Origin of the sequence: Candidatus Thiodiazotropha endolucinida (assembly GCF_001715975.1) — a bacterium.
GTDB classification, from domain to species: Bacteria; Pseudomonadota; Gammaproteobacteria; order Chromatiales; family Chromatiaceae; genus Thiodiazotropha; species Thiodiazotropha endolucinida.
Genome location: NZ_MARB01000003.1, coordinates 112,392 through 134,991, shown reverse-complemented (window position 1 = coordinate 134,991; position 22,600 = coordinate 112,392). Strand labels below are relative to the sequence as shown.

20 protein-coding genes are annotated in these 22,600 nt (G+C 53.8%); 11 read left to right on the top strand and 9 right to left on the bottom strand.

What is annotated here, in order from left to right:
• Positions 1-27: 27 nt before the first annotated feature.
• From CODIS_RS03260 to CODIS_RS03245, 5 genes are all read left to right on the top strand, one after another.
• Positions 28-810 (top strand): SDR family oxidoreductase, encoded by a 783-nt coding sequence (locus tag CODIS_RS03260; protein WP_305782081.1) that lies wholly within the window; start codon positions 28-30, stop codon positions 808-810.
• Between the two features lie 46 nt (positions 811-856).
• Positions 857-1,018, top strand: a complete 162-nt coding sequence (locus CODIS_RS20825) for a hypothetical protein (RefSeq protein WP_154722994.1) — start codon at positions 857-859, stop codon at positions 1,016-1,018.
• Complete coding sequence (locus tag CODIS_RS03255; RefSeq protein WP_235615116.1) at positions 1,018-1,518, top strand: hypothetical protein; 501 nt, start codon at positions 1,018-1,020, stop codon at positions 1,516-1,518. The genes CODIS_RS20825 and CODIS_RS03255 overlap by 1 nt, the downstream gene beginning before the upstream one ends.
• On the top strand, positions 1,518-2,891 hold the full coding sequence (mpl, locus tag CODIS_RS03250) for a UDP-N-acetylmuramate:L-alanyl-gamma-D-glutamyl-meso-diaminopimelate ligase (RefSeq protein WP_069121296.1): 1,374 nt from the start codon (positions 1,518-1,520) through the stop codon (positions 2,889-2,891). Before CODIS_RS03255 ends, mpl begins: the two co-directional genes overlap by 1 nt.
• 320 nt (positions 2,892-3,211) lie before the next feature.
• Entirely contained in the window at positions 3,212-3,832 is a 621-nt protein-coding gene (locus tag CODIS_RS03245) for a flavin prenyltransferase UbiX (protein WP_069121295.1), read from the top strand.
• On the opposite strand, the gene CODIS_RS03240 is transcribed toward CODIS_RS03245, so the two are convergent.
• From CODIS_RS03240 to thiD, 7 genes are all read right to left on the bottom strand, one after another.
• Positions 3,819-4,127 (bottom strand): c-type cytochrome, encoded by a 309-nt coding sequence (locus tag CODIS_RS03240; RefSeq protein WP_069121294.1) that lies wholly within the window; start codon positions 4,125-4,127, stop codon positions 3,819-3,821. The genes CODIS_RS03245 and CODIS_RS03240 overlap by 14 nt on opposite strands.
• A gap of 214 nt (positions 4,128-4,341) precedes the next feature.
• On the bottom strand, positions 4,342-6,678 hold the full coding sequence (locus CODIS_RS03235; protein WP_069121293.1) for a diguanylate cyclase: 2,337 nt from the start codon (positions 6,676-6,678) through the stop codon (positions 4,342-4,344).
• On the bottom strand, positions 6,675-8,513 hold the full coding sequence (locus CODIS_RS03230; RefSeq protein ID WP_162420115.1) for a PhnD/SsuA/transferrin family substrate-binding protein: 1,839 nt from the start codon (positions 8,511-8,513) through the stop codon (positions 6,675-6,677). Before CODIS_RS03230 ends, CODIS_RS03235 begins: the two co-directional genes overlap by 4 nt.
• Before the next feature lie 169 nt (positions 8,514-8,682).
• Entirely contained in the window at positions 8,683-10,668 is a 1,986-nt protein-coding gene (locus tag CODIS_RS03225) for a bifunctional DedA family/phosphatase PAP2 family protein (RefSeq protein ID WP_069121291.1), read from the bottom strand.
• Positions 10,669-10,738: 70 nt separating this feature from the next.
• Complete coding sequence (gene hemL, locus CODIS_RS03220; protein ID WP_069121290.1) at positions 10,739-12,022, bottom strand: glutamate-1-semialdehyde 2,1-aminomutase; 1,284 nt, start codon at positions 12,020-12,022, stop codon at positions 10,739-10,741.
• A complete protein-coding gene (gene thiE / locus CODIS_RS03215; protein WP_069121289.1) occupies positions 12,019-12,672 on the bottom strand; it encodes a thiamine phosphate synthase in 654 nt (217 codons plus the stop codon). The genes hemL and thiE overlap by 4 nt, the downstream gene beginning before the upstream one ends.
• Positions 12,659-13,483 (bottom strand): bifunctional hydroxymethylpyrimidine kinase/phosphomethylpyrimidine kinase, encoded by an 825-nt coding sequence (gene thiD, locus CODIS_RS03210; protein WP_069121288.1) that lies wholly within the window; start codon positions 13,481-13,483, stop codon positions 12,659-12,661. The genes thiE and thiD overlap by 14 nt, the downstream gene beginning before the upstream one ends.
• A 307-nt stretch (positions 13,484-13,790) precedes the next feature.
• Here thiD and CODIS_RS03205 point away from each other — a divergent pair, with 307 nt between their 5' ends.
• The 3 genes from CODIS_RS03205 (at position 13,791) to CODIS_RS03195 (ending at position 16,114) form a co-directional block, all read left to right on the top strand.
• Entirely contained in the window at positions 13,791-14,267 is a 477-nt protein-coding gene (locus CODIS_RS03205) for a DUF5063 domain-containing protein (protein WP_069121287.1), read from the top strand.
• A 140-nt stretch (positions 14,268-14,407) separates the two neighbouring features.
• On the top strand, positions 14,408-14,776 hold the full coding sequence (locus CODIS_RS03200; RefSeq protein ID WP_069121286.1) for a HesB/IscA family protein: 369 nt from the start codon (positions 14,408-14,410) through the stop codon (positions 14,774-14,776).
• A 138-nt stretch (positions 14,777-14,914) separates the two neighbouring features.
• A complete protein-coding gene (locus CODIS_RS03195) occupies positions 14,915-16,114 on the top strand; it encodes a protoporphyrinogen/coproporphyrinogen oxidase (RefSeq protein ID WP_069121285.1) in 1,200 nt (399 codons plus the stop codon).
• 39 nt (positions 16,115-16,153) lie between these two features.
• On the opposite strand, the gene CODIS_RS03190 is transcribed toward CODIS_RS03195, so the two are convergent.
• Both CODIS_RS03190 and CODIS_RS03185 read right to left on the bottom strand, forming a co-directional pair.
• On the bottom strand, positions 16,154-18,547 hold the full coding sequence (locus CODIS_RS03190) for a thioredoxin domain-containing protein (RefSeq protein ID WP_083220525.1): 2,394 nt from the start codon (positions 18,545-18,547) through the stop codon (positions 16,154-16,156).
• 115 nt (positions 18,548-18,662) lie between these two features.
• Positions 18,663-19,559 carry a sulfurtransferase gene (locus CODIS_RS03185; RefSeq protein WP_069121284.1) on the bottom strand — a complete coding sequence of 299 codons (897 nt, stop codon included), beginning with the start codon at positions 19,557-19,559 and terminating at the stop codon, positions 18,663-18,665.
• Between the two features lie 169 nt (positions 19,560-19,728).
• Here CODIS_RS03185 and CODIS_RS03180 point away from each other — a divergent pair, with 169 nt between their 5' ends.
• The 3 genes from CODIS_RS03180 to CODIS_RS03170 are packed head-to-tail and all read left to right on the top strand — an operon-like array spanning position 19,729 to position 22,594.
• Positions 19,729-20,133, top strand: a complete 405-nt coding sequence (locus CODIS_RS03180) for a tetratricopeptide repeat protein (protein ID WP_069121466.1) — start codon at positions 19,729-19,731, stop codon at positions 20,131-20,133.
• 15 nt (positions 20,134-20,148) lie between these two features.
• Positions 20,149-21,909 (top strand): ExeA family protein, encoded by a 1,761-nt coding sequence (locus tag CODIS_RS03175; protein ID WP_069121283.1) that lies wholly within the window; start codon positions 20,149-20,151, stop codon positions 21,907-21,909.
• 1 nt (position 21,910) lies between these two features.
• A complete protein-coding gene (locus CODIS_RS03170) occupies positions 21,911-22,594 on the top strand; it encodes a general secretion pathway protein GspB (protein WP_069121282.1) in 684 nt (227 codons plus the stop codon).
• Positions 22,595-22,600 lie beyond the last annotated feature (6 nt).

Genomic DNA, 22,600 nt, shown 5'->3' with positions numbered 1-22,600 from the left:
CACAGCCCGTTTTTTTAGATAATTTACATGAATAATATGATGAAGAAATGTATCTTGATAACCGGCGCCTCCTCCGGATTTGGTGAGGCTTGTGCACGTCGATTCGCCGCCGCCGGCAGTGACCTGGTGCTATGTGCCAGGCGCCTGCAGCGGCTAGAGACATTGGTGTCGTCACTCCCATCATCATGCCGTGTCCATGTACAGCGGTTGGATGTGACTGACCGAAAAAGCGTGGAGGCATTCGTCGATCAACTCCCGGATGATTTCAGGGAAATCGATGTCTTGGTGAATAATGCCGGACTCGCTCTGGGTCTGGAACCAGCCCATGAATCCAATCTCGATGATTGGGAGACCATGGTCGACACCAATATCAAAGGCTTGATGGGCATGACCCGCCAGATTCTGCCAGGAATGGTGGCGAGGAGACGTGGTCATATTGTGAATATCGGTTCGGTGGCGGGCAGCTGGCCCTATCCGGGAGGTAATGCCTACGGTGCCAGCAAGGCCTTCGTTCAGCAGTTCTCACGGGGGTTGCGTGCCGATCTGCTGGGTACCCCCGTGCGTGTCAGCAACATCGAACCCGGTTTGGCGGAAACTGAATTCTCCCTGGTGCGTATGAAGGGTGATGCGCAGAAGGCCGGGGATGTCTATACCGATACCCATCCTCTTTGTGCCGAGGATATCGCCGAGATCGTCTATTGGGTGACTTCGCTTCCGTCTCACGTGAACGTAAATGCCTTGGAAGTGATGCCGGTGTGTCAGGCATGGAATCCGCTGGCGGTCGACCGCACACTCGGTAACGAGGTTTGAATTTAAATACACACAAACTGTCCGCAATGGGAATAGGATGCTAGCCATGCGCATTGTCATGCCATTCGCGATAGTTTGCGGTGATTGGCGTCCAATTGCGGCCTATGCCGCGTCAGTTCGTTACTCCCTTGATGAGGGACAGCGCCTCGAGAAAAAGAGCGGGGAGTCTGACCGCCAATTGATCAGTGAAGTGAGGTTGCAAGCTTGATGGCCCTGTTGAAAAGTGCGGTCGATCTCTGCCTGTTACGCAGTGCGCCCCAGGATTTACCTGCCTCGAACCATCTACTCTGGTTATTGATACTATTGAACCTGCTGGTCGGTACTGCGATGGTTTTGGATGGGCGGTTGGGGCTGTTTCGTGCCGTTCTGGAGAACCTGTTCGGTCTGGCGCTGATGCTGGGTGTACTCACCGCAGCCCTGAGTATCAGAAGCCGGCTGCCGCGTTTTAATCAGACAGCCAGCGCGACTTTGCTCAGCGGTCTGCTGTTGAGCCTTCTCGCGCTACCCTTGGTAGCATGGAGGCATCGCAGTGAATCGAGCGAGTCGGAACTTTTATTGCTGGTACTGTTCGTCTGGAGCATCGTGGTACTTGGCCACATTCTTCGTCATGCATTCGAGATCAGCCTGAACCTGGGTATCGGCTTTGCACTGCTCTATACCCTCATGGCCTGGAGTATCATGAGTCATCTTTTTCCGGTAGCTGTCTGATGCACATACATATCCTCGGAATCTGCGGTACTTTCATGGGTGGAATCGCACTGCTGGCGCGAGCCCTGGGTCATCGGGTCAGCGGTTCGGATGCCAATGTCTATCCTCCCATGAGTACACAACTTGAACAGGCGGGGATAGATCTGATGGAGGGGTTCGAGGCGGATCACCTGCAACCTGCGCCCGACATGGTCGTGGTGGGGAATGCCATGACCCGCGGCAATCCCGCCGTGGAGGCGATGCTGAATCGGGGATTGCCCTATACCTCCGGACCCCAGTGGCTGGCGGAGCATGTTTTACAGGGGCGTTGGGTGTTGGCGGTGGCAGGAACCCATGGCAAGACCAGTACCGCCAGTCTGCTTGCCTGGATCCTCGAGCAGGCGGGTCTGCAACCGGGTTTTCTGATCGGCGGTGTTCCGGAAAACTTCGGTCTATCCGCCCGCTTGGGTGACTCTCCGTTCTTCGTGGTCGAGGCGGACGAGTACGATACCGCTTTTTTCGACAAGCGGTCCAAATTCGTCCACTATCGGCCACGCACATTGATCATGAATAACCTTGAATTCGATCATGCCGATATATTCGATGATCTGGCGATGATACAGCGCCAGTTTCACCATCTGGTCAGGACCGTTCCCGCCGAAGGATTGATCATCAGTCCGTTGAACGATGGTAATATCAGTGACGTATTGGATATGGGGGTGTGGACGCCCCTGGAGTTTTTCGATCCGGAGATCGAAGCGGGATGGCATGCCGAGCATACCACCGCTGATGGCCACAGTTTCGATGTTGTCTGCGAGGGTGAGATGCAGGGACGTGTCAGTTGGGAACTGATCGGGAATCACAATGTCGCCAACGCCCTGGCAGCGCTTGCCGCTGCCCGCCATACCGGGGTGCGGCCAGGGGCCGCCATCGAGGCCTTCAGTGGCTTTAAGAACGTCAAACGACGCATGGAATTGTGTGGAGAGGTGAACGGGGTACGTGTGTATGACGATTTTGCCCATCATCCAACAGCCATAGAGACCACCCTCGATGGTTTACGCAAACAGGTTGGCGATGCACGAATCATCGCCCTATTGGAACCCAGATCGAATACCATGAAGCGGGGAGTGCATGCTGACCGCCTGGCAGATGCGCTGCGGACCGCCGATCAGGTGATGATGTTCATGCCGGACGATCTGCAGTGGGATGCCGCTGCCGCACTGGCTTCTCTGGGGGATAGGGCCGAACTTTTTAGCGATACCGCATCAATGGTCTCCCTGGCTGTGGAGATGGCTCGACCGGGAGACCATATACTGGTGATGAGCAACGGCGGCTTTGAGGCGATACATCAGCGTCTGCTGGATGCCCTGAAATCCAGTCATTACATACAATAACGCTTGCGTCTCAAGTAGTTTGATTGACTCAACACCAAACCTGTCGAATCAGGACTATTTATTTACCGCAAATGAACGACAATCACCGCAAGTTTTCGCAAAGTGTATAACTATGTGCATAGCTGACAGGCAACCAATTACCCAATCAGCCATCGCGGGAGATAGCCTATGTAGGGTTTTAGATCGCATGGCACCTGGTTTGAAAGTCGGTGTTCGACACTATCCTCAAACAGAACATTTACGTTTATTTGCGGTGATTGGCGTTCATTTGCGGCTAACCTATTCGCAACTTGTCACCCACTGATCAGGGGAATAACCGTATGGAAAAGAGCCAAGACCCCGTCGCTGTGGCGATCACCGGCGCATCCGGCAGCGCCTATGCTTTGCGTCTTATCGAATCGCTGATCGCGGCAGACAGGGATATCTATATGATGATCAGCCAGGCCGGTCAGATCGTGTTGAAAATGGAGAGCGATCTGGAACTGCCCGGGCAGCCTGCAGAGATGGAAAGAGTGTTGATGGAAAGATTTAATGCAAGAGCGGATCAATTGCGGGTATTCGGTAGACAACAGTGGATGGCGCCCGTGGCGAGTGGATCCAATCCGCCCGGCGCCATGGTGGTCTGTCCCTGTACCACCGGCACCTTGTCGGCCATTGCCTGTGGTGCGAGTAACGATCTCATCGAACGTGCGGCTGATGTCGTGCTGAAGGAGCGCCGCAAGCTTATTCTGGTCGTGCGGGAAACGCCCTTCTCAGAGATTCACCTGGAGAACATGCTGAAGCTGAGTCGTATGGGGGCCTTGATCATGCCGGCCAACCCCGGCTTCTATCACAACCCTACAACACTTCAGGAGATCATCGACTTCATGGTCGGCCGGATTCTCGATCAACTGGATATTGATCATCGTTTGATGCCCAGGTGGGGTGCTACAATGTCTTGATATAGGCGGCAACAAGCCCGGCATGCTGGGTATCGATATTCGGAAATGCCGGCATGATGTGGCCGCCATTGCGGATCTTGTGGACGATCTCTTCCGTGTTGCTGCCGCTGCCGGTCAGTTTCAACAAAAAGCCAAATTTTCCGCTACCGTTTACACCATGGCAATGGGAGCAAGCATTGGCATAGATATCCATGCCGTCCATACCTGTAGCAGGTTTGAAATCGTTATTGTCACTACAACCGGTGAGAAGGGATCCAGCCAGGCATATGCCTGCAAGACAGGTCGTTTTCTTCATTTTGTTACCTCATGATTTACTGCGCATATCCGGTTTCATCAATTGCATTGGCCTAACTTCATGTTCCATGCCAGCCAACAGCGCAAACAATTTAGGAACCAGAGTTTGAGGCAGCTCAGGCTGCCGGGAGCAGATACTACTCTATTTGTTGACTGTTCGAATAGCTTTGCAGTTGAATTGCAAACCAGTCGTCACTGATTGTTGGAATAAGCCCTTAAAGAATAGTGCAACGGTTGCGGCCGCTGTTTTTCGAACGGTAGAGTGCCATGTCCACTCGTTTGAGCAGGGATTGAATATTATCGTTGGGCGTAAGTATAGTCGCACCGAAACTGGCTGTTACTGTTCCCACATGCTCGTGATCGATTCCCGCTATAGCCTCTCGAAGAGACTCGATCATCGCAAACATATCATCCTGTTGTATCTGGGGGGCGATGATCATAAATTCCTCACCACCCCAGCGGGCAAGGATGTCTGATTTGCGGATTCGGTTGTGTAACAGTTCTACCGTACGTTTCAATACCTTGTCACCCGTATCGTGACCATGGTTGTCGTTGACATCCTTGAAATGATCAAGGTCGAGCATGATCAGACCGAAATTTTGATTGGCCAGGCTGGCCCAGGCGATTTGATTTTTCAACTCTTCATCGAATTTTGTTCGGTTATAGATCTGAGTCAAGCGATCTGTTTCAGCGATATATTGTAACTGCTTCTCCATCTTCACAGTGTCGGTGATATCACGGTGCGACTCGATAATCTGCACCAGATTCTCACCGGATTCATCAAAGATTGGAGTGGCGCGTACATCCACATGCATCACTCTGCCTTCACTGTCATAATGTTTGTGTACAGCAGATACAGTATGCTTGGTCTTTAATATCTCAGTGATCGGGCAAGGATCATGTTTGCCGCTGCACGGGGTATTGCGTTTATGGGTTAGACGGTAGCATGTGACGCCTTCCTTCAGCTGTTTATCGTTGGTATAAAGGTTGATGGCGGATTGGTTTGCCAATTTTAATTGATGGGTGTTGATATCGATCACAAGAGTTGGATCGGCAATGGCGTCGATTACCCGCTGGATGTAGTTGTGTGATTCCGTGAGTTGTTCTTCCACCTGTTTGAGGTGGGTAATGTCGCTGATATGGATAAAGTAATGGGTCAGTTTACCAAATTCGTCACGGATGAGATGGGTTGTATCCTGAACCCATTTGCGCTTATTTGCGTGGTCGATGATTTTATATGGACTACGTTTGAAATCAGTGGCTCGGTCCCGGTCAGCCTGGATGTTTTCCTGGGAGTATTGCTGCAGGTAGTCGGGATCGATGAGGTTGGAAAATGTCAATTCGCCAGCCGTGAATTTATCAGGTTCATAGCCCAGAAAATCAGTGATGTTGGAAGAAATGAACTCTACCGGCCATCCCAGCTCATTTCGCAGCTTGGCGATGATACTGGGTCCGCTAAGGAACAGATCATGTTCATGAGATATACGTTTGTTTAAATTTTGAAGCTGCCGTTCATTGAGATTGCGCTTTTCGCGATTCCAGATTGCAATCGCCAATACGACAAACAGGATTATGAGTGTTGTGCCGAGCAGGTGTACACTGCTGGTAAGTTGTCTCCATAATCTTGCGTCGATCAGTTCTTTCGGTATTTGCAGGAGTACCCGGAGACAGCTTGCGCAGTAACTATCCAACTTGTTGCCCGAAGGATTGATGGCGTCGAAAGTATAAAGGCCTTGCTGGTTGATTTCCTGACCGCGATTCAATTGTTGGATGGTGCGCCAGGCAGTGGCATGTTGCACATTGATTCCGGTCTGGGGACTATCGGGAAACATGAAACCCCAGTCCTGGGCGCTCTCAGGGCTCAATAATGTATAACCCTGCCAATTAAGTAATATGGCGTTCCCGGCAAAGCCGGCGGAGATTCTGCGAAACTCATTCAGGATATTATCTGCCAGGTAGTTGAGTATGACGACACCGATGGTTTCACTGTTGTTGTCATAGACTGGCGAGGCAAATCGGATTGTCGGTTTCAGCGGCAGCTCGATCTGTTGGTTCTCGATATTCAGGTCCAGCTGGGTACTGTATATGGTGCCGGGCGGTGTATTGATCGACTCGGTAAAGTAGTAACGGTGCTTTTTGGATTGCAGGTGCTCGTCTTCAATTACAATGGGATTTTCGTTGTTGTAGTTGACGCGTATGCGCTCCTGCCCGGTGTGGTCGAGAAAGCGTATCTGATCATAACGTTTTCGTTGCAGAACCAGGGATTTCCATGATTCCTGAATATGGTCGAGTTTGATTGGAGTTGTATTTTCCGGATTCAGATCACGAAGTTCCTGTTGTTCGATTATGTAGAGCAGATCGGAGTGTATTTCGATAAATGCGAGGCTGATCTGTTTTGATAATTGATTGATGAGGATGTTCGATTCGAGTTTCAGCTCGCTCACGATTGTGTTCAGGGTTTGGTGATAGATACCCCAGAACAACAGGCCTCCAAGGGTGGTGATGAATACCAGAAGAAGTAGGTAGATTCGAACCAATCTGCCTGAATTCATGACGTGGCCACAGCAAGTTTGTCAGGGTTCGATAGGGCGTCACGATGAAAAACGATCACTGCTCCGATAACCGTGTTCTCCTCCATGATCGGCGTGCTGATGTAATTGACCCGCAGGGGTTTGCCGTTCTTCCGCCAGATTGTCTCCTGTTCTCCACGATGCATATTGCCATGTTCAAGTACCTTGGTTATCGGACATTCCGATTCAGGAAACTCGCTGCCATCCTCTCTGCTATGGTGCCATGTGGCATGGCTGTTCTTATCGAGTAACTCGTCGATGGTGAATCCCAGCATGTCCGCCGCTGCAGGGTTGACAAAAATGTGATTTGCCTGGCTGTCGATGCCGATAATGCCAGCACCCGCGATATCCAGAATCAGTTCTTTCAACTGTTTGGCATGTAACGACTCCTCCTCAATTTTTTTATACTGATCGATATCATCGATCACCGCAATCAAATGGTCGTCACCGTTGCGATGATTGGCTATGGTGGAAAGTGAAAGCTGGATCCACTTGGTGGTGCCATTGGCGCAAACCAGGCGCACTTGAGCAGAGATTCTGCTCATCTCTTTACTGCGAAGTTTGTCGAAGGCGGCGGTGCATAAAGGTACATCCTCGCTGAACAGCAGTTCCTTGAGGTTTATCTCCATGATTTGTTCAGGTGTCAGTGCGACGATTTCGCTCAGTCTATTATTAAGACGCACTACCTTCCCGTTCAGGCTGATATGGGCTAGCCCTACCGGGGCCTGTTGAAAGGTAATAATTTGCGCATGTTCGCTCTCTTCCAGGGTTTTCTTATGCGCTGTCAGCGATCGATTGAGTCGAATCAGTCGCGTGACAAGCATCATTAGGATTACCAGGACAAGCAGAACCAACAAGTACCTGTACAAGATATCAACAATCGAATCGAGAAATCTGTATTTCAGTTTTTTTTCGTAGGGAGGCATCTCCAACTGCGCCAAAAGATCATGTACTGCCTGATAGTTCTCGGGAATTGTCCATCCGTGTATGTTGGCATCAAGGGCGGCCGGGTGATCGGGGGGAAGATTCAAAAGCGCCAATGCGACGTCTTTTGCTAGGGCTTTAGGTGTGCTGGCTAGTTGCGATAAGGGCCATTCGGGATGAAGCGGCGTACTTATGGCATAAGGATAGTCGTCATAAAACTTGGGTGAAATGATACGAAGGTCAGCCTGATTCAGCTTACCTTCCTGAGCCATCCGTTCCAGGGTGTCGGTTCTGACGATGCCGACCTCCGCTTCCCGATTCAAGACTGCGTTCACAACCGCATCATGGGTGTTGAGGAACAGCAACGAGGCGAAATCCCATTTTTCCAGACCCTCAACTCGCAACTCCCTTCGCGCCATGATCCATCCGCCGAGAGATGTGCTGTGAACTGCAGCAACACGCTGATCTTTCAGGTCAGCCAGATTTCGAATACTCTCCAGCTCATTGAGGGTGAAGACGACACTGCCAAAATTGGATACCTGGCTTTCGTGGGACAGTTTATTGATCAGGGTGAGTACCCGTCTGATCCCATATTTGACCGAAAGGTTCACATAGATTCCCGGATTCACGATGACGAAATCGACCATCTGGTTTTTAACCAGGATCTGAATGTCATCGAAAGCCATGGGTATGATTCTGAACCGATAGGCGGGCAGGGTGGTGTTTAGATAATCTGCCGTCGCGCTCCATCGTTCCAGGCTTTTTTCAGGGCCCCTTTTTGCCAGTACACCAATGCGTACATCTGTCGTATCCGCCAATACCACAGAGATGGGTAACCATAATAGAAGTATGGTGAAAAGATACCTGATTGAATATCGGGTTTGTCGTTTCAATTGCTTAAACACATTGCGGATTCTGCGGCTTCCATTCCTTCGTCGTTTATCATTATTATTGTAGGACAGGGTATAACGTACGATAAGTAATTTCGGTAATTCACACATATACTTCGACCAAAGTATATTTTGCTTTAATCCGTGAGTAGGGTCGGGATTGATAGCCCGGTCATTGGCGTGGTTTCAGTATCAGTCTGGTCGGAGTGCCCGGGTCAAGTTTGACACCATCCTGCAGTTGCACGAGATTTTGTCTTAGCATGTCGATTGGTTGTTCAAATTGTCGGACCGTCCGTGGTATGGTCAACATGCCGATCACGGTTTCGGCGCTTTGTAGTGTTACGTTACCGATGGATATTCTCAAACCGTCAGGGTCGAGTCTGAGTGGTGTCGACCAGAGCCTCAGCAGCAGCCGTCGTTGATCCGAGAGGGGTTTGACCATGACCAATTCCTCATGACGCGCGTCATGCGCCTGCGGCGGTATGGGCAGGGTCTCAAGCTGGGCTTTGGGAGACAACAGACGCAACAGATTGCTCCATCCCAGCATCTCCGCCCGGTGCCAGCCATGCGGTTTTAGCAGGTCGGCGAGTTGTGCATGATCGCCTGCCAACTGTATGTTCAGGGGATGGTCCTTGTTACCAAAGATATCATTGCGGTATAGCGGTAAACCGGCCTGGCCGCTCCACCATGCCTCAAGGGAGATCTGCACAATCTCTGGTGTGCGTTGATAGACGGCGGATCTTTCAGCTGCATTGAACCAGCCATAGCTGCCGCATGATAAAAGCAACAAGAGTGTGGTACCGATCAGGGTGGCTGGATGGGTTTCCGCTTCCACATGGCGATAGTATGCAATACCGAGCAGGGCTATCCAGGCGATTCCCAGGGTGAGGCTACCTAGAATATCAGTAGCCCAGTGGACCCCCAAATAGAGCCTTGAGAGGGCAACTGCACCGATTGCCAGCGCAGCGATACTGTATGGAAACCAGCGCCATTCACGAATCAGCGTCCTGGCAATCATGATCGAGAGAAATCCGTACAGGGTTACACTGCGTAACACATGTGCACTCGGGAAGGACCATGGGCCCAGGGAATCCGGTGAGTTGGGCGGTCGAGGTATGCGCAGGCTGTATTTGAGCAGCAGCGGTGCCAGCATCCCAAATGCGGTTGCTGCAAACAGATAGTAGAAGGCCCGCTGATGACCTTGCAGCAGCAGGAGTATGGCAACCCCCAAGGCAATCCAGAGAATCGGGCCGATATCACCCAGGCTGGTGAACAACACCATCAGCTGGTCACCCCAGGGTGTGTGCAGGCTTTGCAGACCGCTATAGAACAGAAGATCGGTCTTTTTTGTCAATGAGCCATCTAAAACGATGCCGGTGATCAGAACGAACAGCAATGCAGCGAGCAGCAATAGGGTTGCAAGGAATGCCAGTCCACGGGCCTCGGGATGGTTCGGATCAGCCAGGGAGCGGGAGATCGACCTGAAACCTCTATGCAGCTGTCCCCACTCGAAGCCCAGCTGGACCAGGGTAGTGGCATGGGGTTGAATCAACCTGAACAGTGTTCGGACGAGGATGAACAGGGCCCAGGCCAGAAACAACAGTAATATCATGAGGGCGACCAGCCGGAAGGCGACCTCCGATGCGAGTTCCAGGGAGGCGCCAAACACGATACCGGGCAACAGGTAGGCCGGAGCCCAAACCAGCGCCGAGAGAATGTTGGCGGCTAGGAAACGCAACGGGGGCATCCCCAACATGCCTGCCACGAGGGGGATGATGGCGCGCACGGGTCCGAAGAACCGGCCGAGGGCCACACTTTTACCCCCATAACGCTGGAAGAAGGTGATACCCCGTTGCAAGGTGGCGGGATGACGGTTGAATGGCCAGAAGCCTCGCAACCTGTCCTGAAAATGGTGCCCCAGCCAGAAGCTGAGCCCATCCCCCGCCACCGCGCCGGCGACGGCCCACCAGAAGACGGCCCAGAATTCCAGGATACCGGTGGCGATCAGTGCGCCGAAACCGAACATCAATACCACACCGGGTACAATCAGGCCGATAATGGCGACCGATTCGGAAAAGGCTACGACGAAGACCGTCAAACCTGCCCAGAGCGGGTTTTCTCCGATCCATGCCAGCAGGGGGGTGAAAAACTCACTCATCGATAGCGGCTCGCACAAACGATTGAATGACTGTCGGCAGGTGTGGAACCTGCATTCCTACGCCCTAACACTATTCCAATGTTGTGAATGACTCCCCGGCAGCACGGATAGTGTTTTCGATATCCTCGTCACTATGGGCATCAGAGACAAATCCCGCTTCGAAAGCGGATGGCGCCAGATAGATGCCTCGTTCCAGCATTGCATGATAAAAGGCTTTGAAGCGGTCCTGGTGGCATGCGGTTGCACCGGCGTAATCGTTAACCGAGGCGTTGTCGCTGAAGAACAGGCCAAACATACCGCCGACATGATTTTCAGCCAGCGGAACGCCGGCTGCCTCCGCCTGTCGCATGATGCCTTCGACCAGTTTTTCGACTTTAGCCGATAGACGGTCATGGAAGCCGGGCTCGGAAATCAGTTCAAGGGTTTTCAGACCGGCACTCATGGCGACTGGATTGCCGGAGAGCGTGCCTGCCTGATAGACCGGTCCCAGTGGGGCGATCTTTTGCATGATATCGTGTCTGCCGCCAAAGGCGCCAACCGGCATACCGCCACCGATCACCTTGCCCAAGGTGGTCAAATCGGGAGTGATGCCGTAGTGTGCCTGCGCACCGCCCAGAGCGACCCTGAAACCTGTCATCACTTCATCGAATATCAATACTGTTCCATGCTTGTCGCATACCTCGCGCAGGGTTTCCAGAAAGCCGGGAACAGGAGGGATGCAGTTCATATTGCCGGCCACCGGTTCAACTATGATGCAGGCGATTTTGTCGCCAAGCCGATTGAAGGTATCACGTACCTGTTGGCTGTCATTGAAGTTCAATGTGATCGTGTGTTCAGCCAGGGCGGCGGGCACCCCGGGGGAGGAGGGTTCGCCCAATGTCAGCATCCCGGAACCGGCTTTCACCAGCAGTGAGTCCGAATGGCCGTGATAACAGCCTTCGAATTTGATGATCTTGTCGCGTCCGGTAAAACCTCGGGCCAGACGGATCGCCGACATGGTGGCCTCTGTGCCAGAGCTGACCATGCGGACCAGATCCATGCTCGGCACCAGTTCACAAACCTTCTCCGCCATCTGGTTCTCAAGCTCGGTGGGGGCGCCGAAGCTGAGGCCTTTATTGATCACCGAGGCCACGGCCTCGATAACATCGTGATGTGAATGGCCGAGGATCATTGGCCCCCAGGAGCCGACATAGTCGATATATCGATTGCCATCCGGATCATAGATATACGGCCCTGCGGCACAGTCGACAAAAACCGGCTCGCCGCCTACCCCATGGAAGGCCCGGACCGGTGAATTGACACCTCCCGGAATATGTTTCTGTGCCTGGGTAAAAAGGTCATGGGAACGGCTCATCGTGAATCCTCCTCCGGCTCGAATAGTCTTGTCAGTCGACGGCAGGCGGCTTGAATATCCGTCTGTCCGAACACCCCGTGTATGACAGCCAGCATGTCTGCCCCTGCACGGATCAATGGGGCGCCATTCTCCGGCGTTATCCCACCGATGGCAACCAGGGGGAGTTTGAATTTGTTTTTGGCGATCGTTAACAGCTCCGGATGAGCCTGCACTGCATCGGGTTTTACACGCGAGGGGAAAAAACGTCCGAAAGCAATATAATCGGCCCCGGAAGCGACCGCTCTGTGGGCGAGATCGATTCGGTCGTAGCAGGAGACGCCTATAATTGCATCTTCACCCAATATCCTGCGAGCGTACCCGGGTGCATCATCTTCAGCTCCCAGGTGAACACCGTCCGCTCCAACCCGTTTAGCCAGCTCGATATCATCATTGATGATCAGGCGTGCGGCATGAACGCTGCATAGGCGCTGTAAGGCCGTGGCATCGGTGAGGCGCCGGGAGGCGTTGTCTGTTTTATCCCGATATTGAATGATAGCGGCGCCACCAAGCAGCGCCTGTTCCACGTGTTGCAGAAGGTGACGCTGGGGACTGAGTTGCGCATCGGTTATGGCGTAAAGACCCCGTAAGCCGGATCGCTTATCTCTCGTCATGGTGTCGTAAAATTCTGTAGAGTCGTCCAGGGATGGATTGGCATTTTCCCGTCTTGAATCCATGGGTCAATGCCGACCAGCTGTATTCGAGCCCCTGCGCTACCGCGACCTGCAGTGCTTCACCCGCGGCCATTCTGGCCGCGATGGCGGATGCCAGGGTACAACCGGAGCCGTGAAACACGCCGGCCAGCCGCCTGCAGGATGTGTGGATTGGGGAGGCGCCGGTCTGGTAGAGATAGTGGGTGATCTCCCTTCTCTCGTCCGGTTCGTGGGTACCGGTTATCAATACCGCTTCTGCACCGAGGCCGAGCAGTTGACGGCCCACGGTATCCGGGGCGGACAATCCATTCATATCGGTCAATTTCACGGCCTCGGGTATGTTGGGTGTGATCAGACGGCACAGTGGGATCAGCGTCTGCCGAATATAATCAATCAATCTCATATTGGCGAGTTCACCGCCACCACCCGCCCTCAGGACCGGATCGAACACCACAGGGATGGTTGGATGCCTGTGTAGGATCTCAACAATCGCCTCAGCTGCGGACAGGCTGCCGAGCAGACCGATCTTGATGATGGCTACCTGGCAGTCTGAGAGGGTCGCACTGATTTGATCCGCCAGTGTTGCGGGGGGAATAGGAACCAACTGACTGACGTTACAGCTGTCCTGTACGGTCACGCAGGTGAGGGCGGTAGCGGCATGGCAGCCATTCGCCCCGATGGACTCGATATCGGCCTGGATTCCGGCACCCCCCCCGGGATCATGCCCGCCAATGGCTAAAACCACAGGTAAATGGGGTGATTTAAGATGCATGACTGAATTGTATCCTTTTTTAATATCTGTGTGGTTTTTCTTATGGATAGCCTTATCTGTGGGGTTGTGGTGGCCCAAAAAAACGATATCCTATGCCGCCCCACCATTTGAGAGATATATTTTTTCAATTGAAACGGGTGGATGGATTAAGGGTTTTTCCTAGGATTGAGCGCTATCACTGCTAGACTCAGGGTGTGTGAAGCAATTGAAACAGTAGTATTAAGCAGTCATTCGGTTATCGGCAGGTCGCTGGCTACAGGATACAGCTTGCAGGCACTGGTCGAGTCAGACTGTGAGGGAATGAGAGATGAGTCCACAAATAGAAGAACTTCAAGCACTGGCACGCAACTATTGTGAACTGGTAGAGAGTCTGCAGGAAGGCAACACCCAGTGGTTGCAAGAGGTAGCAGGCCTGCTGCCACGTCTGCATGCGGCTGTAGCGGCACTCAATCTCCCGACCCCGCGAAATTGTCACTACACAGCGGCAGACCTGGATGCCAGATTTGAGCTTTATACCTATCTGCGGCAGTTGTTGGGTGAACGCGACAGTTATTGGATGGAGTATGATGTGGCCGGCGACGGTCAGAGCATGAGCGGCAGCCTGGCGGATGACCTGACGGATATCTACTGTGAGCTTAAAAGCGGACTCAATATGCTTGATGGGCATCCACAGAGGGCTGTAGAGGGCTGGCACTTGGGATTCCACCTGCATTGGGGACAGCATCTGCTTGATGCCGAGCGCCATTTATACGATCTGAATGCCCGAAACCAGTTGGCAACCTGAGCATACTACAGCATCATTTCTGTTATTGGCCGCCAAACATCCATAAAAACCAACTTTTTTTCTATGTTAATTGGCATGGCGATGCCATTTCTTGGTAATATTGCGCCTATACGACCATCTTGAATTTTAGGAGACACGGCATGAATTTAAATGCCCTAAGCGAAAGCGACTTAACCCTGACCAGCACTGCACAGACAAAAATGGGCGAACTGTTTCAGCAGGTCGATGACAATATCGAGGGCGTGCGGGTATTCGCAACCCCTGGTGGTTGCAGCGGTATCAGTTTCGGAATGACCTTCAGTGATGCGATCAATGAAAATGACGGCATACTCCAGTGTGACGGTTTCAAGGTGATCGTCGATGATGGCACTTTGCAATACCTGCGCGGCGTCGAGATCGATTTCATCGATCAGGGCGATGGCAATGCCAGTTTTGTGTTTAACAATCTACAGCCCGTGGGGGGTGGTTGCGGCACCTGTGGTTCCTCTTCAGGCGGTGGCTGCGGCTAGAAATCTCACCGATCATACTGCGGGAGACGTGCGTTTGGGCACACGGATCCCCCGTGAATCGGACAGTGCATGTTGTGATGAAACCGTGTCCAGGGATCCTGGCACGGTTTTTCTTTGATAGGTGATTAGGGTTGTGCGATGAGCAATGGAGTTGTTGACCTATTGGTGGTGGGCGCGGGCATCAGCGGCCTGGGCATGGCGCGGATGGCCAAACGTCAGGGTATCGAACCACTGATTCTCGAGGCGGGCAGCCACATCGGTGGCGCCATCAACAGCCACAGGTTTGAGACTGACGAGGGCAGGTTCTGGGCGGAGCTGGGCGGACATACCTGCTACAACAGCTATGGGAATCTATTGCAACTGCTTGAAGAGAGTGGGCAACTTGGCGACCTGCAGCCGAAACGGAAATTACGCTACTGGCTCCAGACCGGTGACCGGCTGACCTCCATTCCATCCAGATTGAACTACCTGGAGCTTCTCGGGGCCTTGCCGCGCCTGTGGATGAGCAAAAAGGCAGAACGCACCGTTGCAGACTATTTTGGCCATATCATGGGACAGCGTAACTTTAAGCAGGTGCTGGGTCCCGCATTGGATGCGGTTGTCTGCCAGCCAGCCGCCGATTTTCCCGCAGATGCCCTGTTTCGCAAGAAACCTCGCCGTAAAGAGATTGTCCGCAGCTACACCGGACCTGAGGGACTGCAATTTTTTATAGGTGGTATCGCATCCGCGCTTGAGATACGCCCGGATACCCCTGTCATCAGGCTGGAAAAGGGCGATAACCACTACCAGGCAGTAACCCGGAATGGCGCAATTCAGGCTAAGCATATTGCCCTGGCGGTGGCGCCTGATGTGGCGGCAAAAATTTTGCTGGAGTCTATGCCGGATCTGGCTGCGCGTCTGCAGGAGATCGAAATGGCCTCAATCGAAAGCCATGCCGTGCTTGTGAGAGCGGATCGGGTCAGATTGCCGCCGCTGGCCGGCATCATCGGTGTCGATGATGATTTCTACTCTGTGGTTTCGAGAGATCCTGTGCCAGATGAAACCTACCGGGCCTTTACCTTCCACTTCCGGCCAAACGGGCGGGATGAGGCCAGCCGTATGGCCAGGATCAGTGAGGTTTTGGGCGTAGGCATGGAGGCCATCGAGTCACATGTCAGTTGCAGCAATCGTTTACCTGCATTGCGCTTGGGTCACCATGAGCGGATTTCCTGGATCGACAACGCTCTGCAGGGTGGTTCTCTGGCGTTGACCGGAAACTGGTTTTCCGGGGTCTCCATCGAGGATAGCCTGATCCGCTCGAACCAGGAGTGTCAGCGCCTGTTCGGCGCGGCGGACTGATTCGGTCTCGGCCATGTCTTGTGTCTTGACCCCTGTCGATCACGGACGGGGCCGGGGGAGACTCAGTGTGACCGTCTCCGGTGCCAGACAGACCTGGTCGTTACAGGCTTGCAGACGTATCTCCAATGGGAGTATCAAGGGTGCGGTGGGGCTGCTCTCTTCGGTTGAAACCAGGGCCTGCAAGCGTACCTTGCCGCTGAAGACAGAGAGGGGTTGTTGTTGAAAGGCGAGGACCTGGTGCTCCTCTTCAGGATAGGTGACGGGCCCCATCTGCCATCCTTGTACCCTCTCCGACAGCTTCAATCGGGTTGCTATCAGGTCTTTCGCCATCGGCTGGTTGGAGTTGATATGCCAGCCATCGGGGATATCGATATCGACGCTCAAAAGCAGCTGATTCGAGCTCAACGCTACCGCTCCTTCGATTTTGATACCTCCCTGGGCGGCGTAGGCCAGTCCCCCCAACTCCCCATGAAGGTGGCTGGCCGTGGCGGTCAGGAGATAGCCATAGCTGGTTGGATTGCGTTCGATTGAAGGGGCGAAGCGGGCGATCAACGCATCCGTCTGACGGCGATAGTCAAGCTTGCCGGTACGCTGCCAGAGGCGTTGCAGGACGTGGATCGCCACGGAGCTGCCGGAAGGCATGGCATTGTCCGAGCCCTCATCCTTGGGACGACCCATGGCGGTAATACCACTCTGAGCCTCATTCATAAAGAAGCCACCTTCGTCGGCATCAAAAAAACGATCAGTCAATGCCTGGGCCAACTCCTCGGCCCGCTGCAGCCATTTGGCTTCTGCCGTCAGGTCGTAGAGGTAGAGTAGCGCTTCGGCCAGATAGGCGTAATCCTCTTGTGTGGCGGGTATTGAGGACTCGCCATCGAGATGAACCCGCCACAACATGCCCTTGCCTCGTCGGTTGTGTTGCCAGATAAACTCCGCTGCCTTGATGGCCGCCTTGCGGTACTCGGGATTTTCCAGGATTTGCGCGGCCTGGGCGAATGCGGTGATCATCATGCCGTTCCAGGCGGTAACGATCTTATCGTCACGCAAGGGAGGAGAGCGTCGGTTTCGAACTTCCAGCAGTTTTTTGTTTATGCGATCGAGCTGTGTTCTGAGGGATGCGATGGCGAGATTGTGCTCTTCGGCATACTCCTCCAGATCCTGGTTGAGGTGGAGGATGTTCCGCCCTTCAAAATTACCCCGGGACGTCACTCCGTACAGGCTGTTGGCCAGCTCAGCATCCTGTGGCGCCAGGGCTGCCGATATCTGCTCCATGGTCCAGACGAAGAAGAGGCCCTCTTCACCCTCGCTGTCGGCATCGGTGGCTGAGTAGAAACCCCCTTCGGGAAGCGTCATCTCCCGCAATATATAATCCAGGGTCCGGGTGGCCACTCTGCGGAACTGTTCCCGTCCAGTCAGACGCCATGCCGAGAGATAGATACGGCTTAGATGGGCCTGGTTATAGAGCATCTTCTCGAAGTGGGGGACCAACCACTCATAGTCGGTGGAGTAGCGGTGAAAGCCGCCCCCTACCTGGTCATAGATACCGCCACGGGCCATGTGGTCAAGGGTTGTTTCAAGCATCTGCAACGCTTGCCTGTGATCGCTTCTCTCCGCCTGGTCGAGGAGTAGGTAGAGCCAGGGTTCACGCGGAAATTTAGGGGCCTGACCGAATCCACCCTGGATTTCGTCGAATGTGCGGTGCATGCTATCCACCGCACTGCCGATGACAGAGCGGTCCAGCGCCTTGGCCTCTCCCGCGAGGCTGTTGCTTGCCTCAACCGCCGATGCCACCTGTTCGGCTTGTTTTTCCACATCCTTTTGGCGCTCCCGCCAAAGACGCGATATCTGCTGCAGCAGTGAAGTGAACTGTTGCGGGGTATAGTAGGTGCCGCCATAGAAGGGCTTGCCCTGGGGAGTGAGGAAACTCGACATCGGCCAGCCGCCATGACCGGTCAGCAACATCACCGCAGTCATATAGACCTGATCCACATCAGGGTGGCTCTCCCTGTCGACCTTGATCGGGATGAAATGCTCATTCAGGAGGGCGGCAATGGCGGGATCTTCGAAGCTCTCTTTCTCCATCACATGGCACCAGTGGCAGGGGGAGTAGCCGATGGAGAGAAAGACCGGCTTATTCTCCCGTTTTGCTCGTGCAAAGGCCTCTTCCGACCAGGGATACCAATCCACGGGATTGTGGGCGTGCTGTAGCAGATAGGGGGAGTCTTCGAGGATCAGGCGATTGATGTATCGCGGTGAACCGTCCTCGTTGAAGTGCTCTGTGCGCGGACGATATGAGATGCCTTTACTGAGATAGGCTGCTTTGAGTTTCTGCTCCATTTGCGGTGGCCTCTCGACTCGGTAGGTTTGACAGTGGACAGGGGAGCTCAGGCCAAGCACCAGGCCGAACAGGATAATGGTTGTCCTGATAGACATTAAGTCGCTACTCCTTGTCTTGAACGCTATCCGCCGGGCTGCTGCAGGGTATATGCGCTGTGCCATCCCCTGCGGCATTGGCGTGCTTGTGTGGCATCTTCGGCGCTTTGATCGGTCAATAGCTCAATTTGACCTGCTGCTCCATGGGCAGTGACTGATCGGCAGCCCACTCCTGGGTGGAGCCGTCATAGAGTCTGGCTTGACGGTTGCCGAGAATTTCATGTGAGACGAACCAGCCCAGGGCAGCCCGGTTACCGGTATGGCAGTAGTTGATTTGATCTCTGTTCAACGCAACCTGGCTCGAGGCATAGATGCGTTGCAGATTGTCTGCGGTGTGTAGTCTGCCGCTGCCATTCACTGTCAGCCAGTCGTAGTTGAGGTGGAGTGCCTGGGGCAGTCGGCCTGCACGCTCCTTGCCACCACCGCCATAGATGCCGAGATATTCAGCTCGGGTACGGTTATCCACGATCTGGCTACCGTTATTGAGCGCCAATTCGACCTCTTTGGCTGTGGGGTTCATCTGTTTGCGGTATTTGGCGGTGAATTTTGTGGGTCTTCGTTGGTTGTTTCCCTTTTCCAGGGGATAGATGCGTTTCTCCGCATAGCCGACCAATCCACCATCGAGGATCGAGACACGGTCGTGACCGAGCACCTTGAAGGTCCAGTAAACTCTTGCGGCTGTGGCCATGTCCCCGGCACTGGCACCCAGGGAGATCAGGACCACATGGCTGTTGTTGTCTATGCCCAGCGAACCGATCAGCTTTTCAAGTACCGGCACCGGCGGCATGTTCTTCAGTTCACCCTTTTTTTCCACCCGCCACTGGGCATAATTTGTATTGATCGATCCGGGGATGTGAAAACGCAGGTAGTTCTGGTTATCCTGCAGATCGAGCAAAACCAGGTCTGGGTTATCTCTATTGTCATGCAGCCATGACGGGCCGATCAGGGGCGCTACAGCTGCTGTCAGAATCCCCGGAAACAACAGCAGTAACAGAATAAAAAATCGTTGCATATCGGTTTCCTGAATTTACTAAATTAACACTGGGTTGATGAGTGTGCAGCATGATCGCACCTATCAACAATCAGATCGATAACAGAGCGAAAAGTTTAAACTGCGTTACATGTGTGGATTTCATGCCCTGCTGTGTCAGAATAGCCTGATCAAGGAGCAATCAAGCATTATGAAATTTCAATCAGGGCTCATCTTAACCTTACTTTTATTGGTGTTTGGAGATCTGCTGGCGGCCGACTTCGAAGACGCCATGGATGCCATGACCGATGGCGAATACCAGGAGGCCTATAGAAGCTTCAAACGTTTAGCGAAAAGGGATCATATGCAGTCCCAGTATCAACTGGGTATGCTCTATCTCTTAGGTAAAGGGGTGGAACAGAATACGGATCAAGGCATCACATGGTTGAAAGAGGCGGCAAACAACGGCTCTTACAGGGCGGCCAATGAGCTGGGACAGATCTATCTGTCGGGCAAGGGCGTCGACATCGATGAGAAGGAGGCTATCAAATGGCTGGAACTGGCGACAGAGATAGCAGAGCAGAACGAGGGGGAGGCCGAGGATGGCTGTGATTAGCCACCCTGGCATGGCATGAAATTCAGCGACTTCGGTTTCGAGGAAAATCCCTTCGCGATAACCCCTGATCCCCGCTATCTCTATCTCAGTAGGGGTCACGAAGAGAGCCTTGCACATCTTATCTACGGCACCGGTCCGAATGGTGGTTTTGTACTCCTTACCGGCGAGGTGGGGACCGGCAAGACCCTGCTGCTGCGCAGCCTGCTGGCGCAACAGCTGGATAACGTGGACATCGCACTGATCCTCAATCCCCGCCTCTCCCGGCGGGAATTCATCGCCACCATCTGCGATGAACTGGGTATTGAATATGAGGGTCCGCCCTACTCCTTGAAAATACTCATCGATATACTGACCCGGCATCTGTTGCGGACCCATGCCGAGGGGAAACATACGGTTCTGGTTGTGGATGAAGCGCAAAATCTCAGTCCGCGGGTATTGGAGCAGGTGCGTCTGCTGACCAATCTGGAGACTTCCCGGCATAAACTGTTGCGAATCATTCTGGTCGGACAGCCGGAGCTACAGCAGATGCTGGAGCGCAAGGAGATGCGGCAGGTCGATCAGCGTATCACCGCCCGTTACCATCTGTTGCCGTTGAATGCACAGGAGACGGGTCGTTACATCGCCCACCGGCTTGCCGTTGCCGGGGTTCGCGAGGATCTGTTCACGCCGATGGCGCTGAAGCTGATACACCGTTTTTCAGGTGGTATCCCGAGGGTCATCAACGCCATCTGTGAACGTGCCCTGCTGGCGATCTATGCATCCGGCAGGCAACGGGCCGGCGTCAGGCTGGTATGGCGGGCTGCGCGGGAGGTCAAGGGGAAGCGCTTGGGCAATCAACGACGGGTTTGGGGTGGTGCCTTACTGATTATCCTACTGGGTGCAATGGGTTATTGGTATAGCCAGAGAGGTCTCGATCAAGCTGTTGTGCCCCGTGAAGGGGCAGACATACCGGAACCGGCAATCCCGGAACTGCCCACCGTCGTTGAAGAATCGCAGAGCGTGGAAATGCCCGTTCTGCCCGACAGGAAAGCCGATCGGGATGAGAAGGTCTCAATATCCCCGCAGAAGGAGATTGCTGAGCAGAATCTCTCCAGCTCACCTCAGGCGTTACCCTCAACCGACACATCGGAGTCACCAGCGGATGACTTCAGGCTGGGAAAGCTGTTCAGCCAACCGCAGCGTCGTGTGGATATGTATCAGACATTGCTCGGCCTTTGGCATGATGCCAAACAGTTTCAGGGTTCCTTGCCTCCTTGTCAGCAGGTCCGGGCATTTGGTTTGCGCTGTCTGATATCGACCTCGGAATGGTCGGGTCTGCTGGGTATGAACAGACCGCTGCTGCTGCAACTCAAACAGGATAAGCAGAGGCGCTTGTTGTTGCTGAAACATGTGGACGATGAGTGGCTGCTGGTTGACAGCGGTATGCAAGAGGGGGTCATTTCCCGCACTGAGCTGATGCGCTATTGGACCGGTGAGTACATATTGCTGTGGCGGCCCCTGGCCGAGATCGCCTTGATTGGCGAGGGCTCCTCCGGCAACGCGGTTACCTGGTTGCGCAAGCGTCTGCAGCGAGTGGACGGTATCGAACCACCGGCGATCGAGGGTCTGGACCGTTTTGATGCCGAATTGGAGGAGCGCTTGAAGGCGTTTCAGCAGCAGCAGGGATTGGTGGCGGATGGTGTGGCCGGTCAACAGACCATGATCTATCTGAACAATCTGGCAATTCCGGCGGGGACGCCGGTCCTGATCTCAACCCAAGATCTGGCGGGAGGTTGAGATGTCCCTGATTCTTGAAGCGCTGAAAAAGGCTGAACGCCAGCATAAACTGGGGGAAGTGCCTAAAATCAACCCCGATGCGGAGCAACCGACTTCGACTGCATCTCATCGGTTGGGGTGGCTGATGATGGTGATGTTGGCCATGATTCTGCTCGGCACCGGCATCTATCTGGGAAGTAGTAGTTGGTGGTCGCAGCAACCGCAACAGCATGGGCCGTCCGTCTCCAGCACAGAGCCAGTGCCGCAGGGTGGTGTGCAGGAACGTGCACCCGCTGAATTGACGCTACCCGACACTGAGGGGATGGTCGGCGACTCTGATCCGGCTATATCTGTCAATCCACCGCAGGCGGCCATTGAACCGCAGCCGGTCATAGCAACATCACAAGCGAAAGAGATCGAATTGCCACAGGTGGTGGAATCGGAACCTCCGCAACCTCCACCGCCGCCTCAACCGCCAAAACCCTTGTATGAGATGCCGAGCGGCTTTGTCGCCAACCTGCCTTCCATGAATATCGATATACATAGCTACGATCAACGACCGGCAAAGCGATATGTACTGATCAATATGGAGAAGTATCGCGAGGGAGACTATCTCGCAGAGGGACCGAGGGTGTTGGAGATACTGCCACAGGGGGCTGTCATGGAGCATATGGGGGAGCGCTTCATTCTGCCCATTGGCAACTAGCTGTCT

Coding starts and splice junctions, on each gene's coding strand:
- CODIS_RS03175 (WP_069121283.1), top strand. CDS start 20,149: ATGAAATTCAGCGACTTCGGTTTCGAGGAAAATCCCTTCGCGATAACC.
- CODIS_RS03200 (WP_069121286.1), top strand. CDS start 14,408: ATGAATTTAAATGCCCTAAGCGAAAGCGACTTAACCCTGACCAGCACT.
- CODIS_RS03195 (WP_069121285.1), top strand. CDS start 14,915: ATGAGCAATGGAGTTGTTGACCTATTGGTGGTGGGCGCGGGCATCAGC.
- CODIS_RS03240 (WP_069121294.1), bottom strand. CDS start 4,127: ATGAAGAAAACGACCTGTCTTGCAGGCATATGCCTGGCTGGATCCCTT.
- CODIS_RS03260 (WP_305782081.1), top strand. CDS start 28: ATGAATAATATGATGAAGAAATGTATCTTGATAACCGGCGCCTCCTCC.
- CODIS_RS03245 (WP_069121295.1), top strand. CDS start 3,212: ATGGAAAAGAGCCAAGACCCCGTCGCTGTGGCGATCACCGGCGCATCC.
- thiD (WP_069121288.1), bottom strand. CDS start 13,483: ATGCATCTTAAATCACCCCATTTACCTGTGGTTTTAGCCATTGGCGGG.
- mpl (WP_069121296.1), top strand. CDS start 1,518: ATGCACATACATATCCTCGGAATCTGCGGTACTTTCATGGGTGGAATC.
- CODIS_RS03225 (WP_069121291.1), bottom strand. CDS start 10,668: ATGAGTGAGTTTTTCACCCCCCTGCTGGCATGGATCGGAGAAAACCCG.
- CODIS_RS03170 (WP_069121282.1), top strand. CDS start 21,911: ATGTCCCTGATTCTTGAAGCGCTGAAAAAGGCTGAACGCCAGCATAAA.
- CODIS_RS03205 (WP_069121287.1), top strand. CDS start 13,791: ATGAGTCCACAAATAGAAGAACTTCAAGCACTGGCACGCAACTATTGT.
- thiE (WP_069121289.1), bottom strand. CDS start 12,672: ATGACGAGAGATAAGCGATCCGGCTTACGGGGTCTTTACGCCATAACC.
- CODIS_RS03180 (WP_069121466.1), top strand. CDS start 19,729: ATGAAATTTCAATCAGGGCTCATCTTAACCTTACTTTTATTGGTGTTT.
- CODIS_RS03185 (WP_069121284.1), bottom strand. CDS start 19,559: ATGCAACGATTTTTTATTCTGTTACTGCTGTTGTTTCCGGGGATTCTG.
- CODIS_RS03235 (WP_069121293.1), bottom strand. CDS start 6,678: ATGAATTCAGGCAGATTGGTTCGAATCTACCTACTTCTTCTGGTATTC.
- CODIS_RS20825 (WP_154722994.1), top strand. CDS start 857: ATGCGCATTGTCATGCCATTCGCGATAGTTTGCGGTGATTGGCGTCCA.
- hemL (WP_069121290.1), bottom strand. CDS start 12,022: ATGAGCCGTTCCCATGACCTTTTTACCCAGGCACAGAAACATATTCCG.
- CODIS_RS03255 (WP_235615116.1), top strand. CDS start 1,018: ATGGCCCTGTTGAAAAGTGCGGTCGATCTCTGCCTGTTACGCAGTGCG.
- CODIS_RS03190 (WP_083220525.1), bottom strand. CDS start 18,547: ATGTCTATCAGGACAACCATTATCCTGTTCGGCCTGGTGCTTGGCCTG.